We start from the raw sequence: 3,962 nt of genomic DNA on the forward strand, positions 1-3,962 counted from the left end.
CCGTTAATATTGCTTCTATTACATTAGGACAATTAAAGTTTGATAGAATTACTTCATCTCCCTTTGCCACTTTTAAGTACTTTAAACCAACTACTAATGCAGATGTACCGCTATTAGTTAATACAATTTCTGCATCCGGATAAAGAGCTTGAAGACTTTTTTTAAGTTTAGAATCATTAGGTCTATATACACTTTTCAAAAAAAATACATGATCAGATATACTCCAAGGAGAAGAATATATGGGATACTTAATTTTCTTTGGATTCTTAGGATATAGATACTGTGTTTCCATACTTCTCCCCTATTATTATCTCTAGTCCTTTATCTAATGAAATAATTGGTTGATAGTTTAAAAATAATTTAGCTTTCTCTATTGAAGGGATTCTTCTAAAGATTTCAATGCTAGAATTTCGGACTCCCTCTTCACCTAAATCAAGAAATTTAATTTTACTTTTATTGCCCATTAATTCATTAATTTTTATTGCTAGTTCTTCCATAGATATAGGTTTGTTATTGCCAATATTAAAATCTGCAAAGTTTTCTCCTTCATATTCAAAGGCTAGTATAGTTCCGTTAACAATATCACTTATATAACTAAAACATCTAATTTGCTGTCCATCTCCATAAATAGTAATATCTTCACCACTATGAGCTTGTTTTAAAAACTTAGAAATTACAAAGTTATCATTTTGTTGTGAACCGTATACATTAAAATAACGAACCACTCTAATTTTCAAACTATTACTAGCGTATTCTTTCAAATAATCTTCGGACATTAATTTAGCTTTTCCATAAGCTGATTTTGGAATTTTAATATCATTTTCTTTAAACGGAACACTCACTCCATCCCCATATACCTCCGAACTGGAAGAAAACAATAATTTTTCTATGCCATTTTCGTTACAAACCTGTACAATATTTTTCGTGCCTTCAAAGTTCACCCTCACTACATCTTCTTCATTTAAACGGCAATTATCAACACCCACTAATGCAGCTAAATGGATTACCCCATCGACATCAATAAGATTTTCTCTTAATGTTGCAATATCTAAAATATCAATTTCTTTAAAAGGAACATCAATACTTGGTTTAAATTTATCAAATATAACTACTTCATACCCCCTTGCTAGTAACTCCTTTGTAACATGCTTACCAATAAATCCGCTGCCACCAATAACCCCAATTTTCATAAATATTTACCTCCCTATTTTTAATTGATATAGACTTTTTAAAGACGTTATAATATGTTCAACCTCATTGTCTGTAAGAGCACTATACAGTGGTAATGAAATAATTTGATTAAATATCTCTTCCGTTTTAGGTAAATATACGTTAAATCTCTCTTCATAATACGGATGCATGTGAACAGGAATAAAGTGAACACTTAGCCCAATGTTTCTCTTTTTCATTTCTTGAATTACCTGATCTCTACTAACAGGAGAATTAGAATTAATTTTTATAACAAATAAATGCCATGCGTGTTTTACACTTGGATTGTTAGTATAATTAGGTAACGTTATATACTCTTGAACCTCTTTTAATTCCTCTTGGTACCTTTCAGCTATTCTCTTGCGTTTTTCAATCATTTCATCAGCTCTTTTTAACTGACTAATACCCAAACTAGCTTGTAGATCCATCATGTTATATTTAAACCCAGGTAATAGAACATCATAACGCCAGCTTCCTTCTTCACCATAACGATTCCATGCATTTTTGGTGATACCATGCCAACCATATAATCTAGCTTTTTCAGCAATCGATTCATTTTTAGTGACTAACGCTCCACCTTCACCTGTTGTTATATTTTTTGTGGCATAAAAACTGAAACAAATAACATCTCCATGTGTACCAATTAAAGTATTATCATATTTTGTTCCTAATGCATGCGCTGCATCCTCTATCAAAAACAGTCCGTATTCTTTACATAGTTTTTGAAGTTCTTTTAATTTAGCCGGATATCCAGCAAAGTGAACTGCAATAATTGCTTTCGTTTTTTTAGTGATTTTTCTTTTAACATCTTGAAGATCAAGACATAAATTCTCTTCATCTATATCTACAAATACAGGTTTTGCACCTACATGCATAATAACGTTTACACTTGAACAAAAAGTAAAACTTGGAACTATTACTTCGTCTTCTAATCCAACTCCCAGAGACAGTAATGCTAAATGTAATGCGGCAGTCCCTGAATTACAACTTACTACATGTTCAGTATTCAGATATTCTTTTAAATTCTCTTCAAACTCTATCACTTTTGGCCCCTTTGAAAGCCATCCAGATTTAAGGGCAGAAACTACCCTATCTATATCTTCATCATTGATTTCCGGTCGATAAAAAGGAATAAACTCTACCATGTAATCACCTACAAACTTATAATATTTTTTTTATATACTGATTCATCTTTAAATATGTTTCTTGTGTCTAAAATTAAACAATTTACCTCGTTAAGCAATTTAAAATTAATGCAATCATGATCCGTATGAACAATAATTAAAGTGTATTTGTCTAATTGACTTAGGTTTAAATCTATAGATTTTTTCAATGTGTTATCGCCCACAATGAGTTCCTCTATAAACGGATCGTAATAATCCACGTTATAGTCTTCTATCATTAAATCATTCATAATATCCAAAGCTGGCGATTCCCTAGCATCATTAACATTCTTTTTATATGCAACACCAACCATAAGAATATCCTTACCATCTTTATCATCTAGTAACTGTAGTGCTCTATTAAGAACGTACTTAGGCATGTTTTCATTAATTTCTCTTGCCACATCAATCATTTTTGTTGCTAAATCCTTATTATTTGCAATCCACTTAAAATAAATAGGATCAATCGGAATACAGTGTCCTCCTACGCCAGGGCCAGGATAGAATTTTTGAAATCCAAATGGCTTAGTTCCTGAGGCATCAATTACTTCCCAAATATTTATGTTTAACTCATTACAAATTTGTGTCATTTCATTAATAAAAGCGATATTTATAAAACGATACGTATTTTCTAATAACTTAGCTGTCTCTGCTACTTCTGGACTGCTTACCTTATGAATATCCTTAATTAAGTTACTATAGAAAGCTGCTGCACAATCGGTACAATTAGATGTAACTCCACCTACGATTTTTATAATATCTTGAATTGAAAACGATTGATTTGCAGGATCGATTCGCTCTGGAGAGTATGCTACAAATATATCTACACCAATTTTAAAATTAGTTTTCTGTTCTAATTTGTATAAAACTTCTTCTCTTGTAGTACCTGGATAAGTAGTACTTTCTAAGATAATTAATGTACCTTTTTTAATGTATTTAACTATTTCATCAACTGCTGAATGAATATATGTTAAATCTGGTTGTTTACTAGTTCTTTCTAATGGTGTAGGAACACATATAACTACAACATCACATTCGTTTATATAATCCATTTCTGTACTAACAAAAAATCTATTTGTATGTAAAGCATCTTGGATTTCAGTATCTTGAATATCACTGATATAGCTTATTCCACGTTCTAGTTTTCTTATTTTTACTGAGTTTTTATCAAAACCTCTTACCGCATAACCTACTTCTAAACATTTAAGAGCCGATGGTAGTCCAACATAACCTAGGCCTACATATCCAATACACGCATTTTTATTTGCAATTTTTTCAACTAATAAACTTTTAGTTTCATTATTTAATACTGTGACCATTACTTATCACTTCCCCAAAAGATTTGATATTAAAATGCTTACTAGCAAATAATAACTGTGCGTTCTAAAATCCCATGGATGCATATAAAATACTGAATTAGCAACAAACTACATTTTTGGCACTATCAATCCTCCTAATTTAATAAACATCTAAATTTGTAGAAATTCATGCGAAATATCAAGATGTAATTTATATCTATAATATTCACACGTTATTTTTTGGGATTCAATTGATATTTTTCTATTTTTTTACTTTCTCAATATATAATAA

The 3,962-nt window shown here is 30.5% G+C and carries 4 protein-coding genes; all 4 read right to left on the reverse strand.

The window, feature by feature from the left end; all coding sequences use genetic code 11:
* The coding region (locus DN403_RS30220) for a DegT/DnrJ/EryC1/StrS family aminotransferase (RefSeq protein ID WP_179958961.1) at window positions 1–292 on the reverse strand (292 nt) is incomplete at its 3' end.
* Window positions 267–1,190 carry an NAD-dependent epimerase/dehydratase family protein gene (locus DN403_RS30225; RefSeq protein ID WP_000690425.1) on the reverse strand — a complete coding sequence of 308 codons (924 nt, stop codon included), beginning with the start codon at window positions 1,188–1,190 and terminating at the stop codon, window positions 267–269. The genes DN403_RS30225 and DN403_RS30220, both read right to left, overlap by 26 nt.
* A gap of 6 nt (window positions 1,191–1,196) precedes the next feature.
* Entirely contained in the window at window positions 1,197–2,354 is a 1,158-nt protein-coding gene (locus DN403_RS30230; protein WP_000229112.1) for a DegT/DnrJ/EryC1/StrS family aminotransferase, read from the reverse strand.
* A gap of 8 nt (window positions 2,355–2,362) precedes the next feature.
* Window positions 2,363–3,691 carry a nucleotide sugar dehydrogenase gene (locus tag DN403_RS30235; protein WP_000259078.1) on the reverse strand — a complete coding sequence of 443 codons (1,329 nt, stop codon included), beginning with the start codon at window positions 3,689–3,691 and terminating at the stop codon, window positions 2,363–2,365.
* Window positions 3,692–3,962 lie beyond the last annotated feature (271 nt).

The sequence above is a fragment of the Bacillus sp. AY2-1 genome (genome assembly GCF_008368965.1).
Taxonomy (GTDB): Bacteria; Bacillota; Bacilli; order Bacillales; family Bacillaceae_G; genus Bacillus_A; species Bacillus_A thuringiensis_S.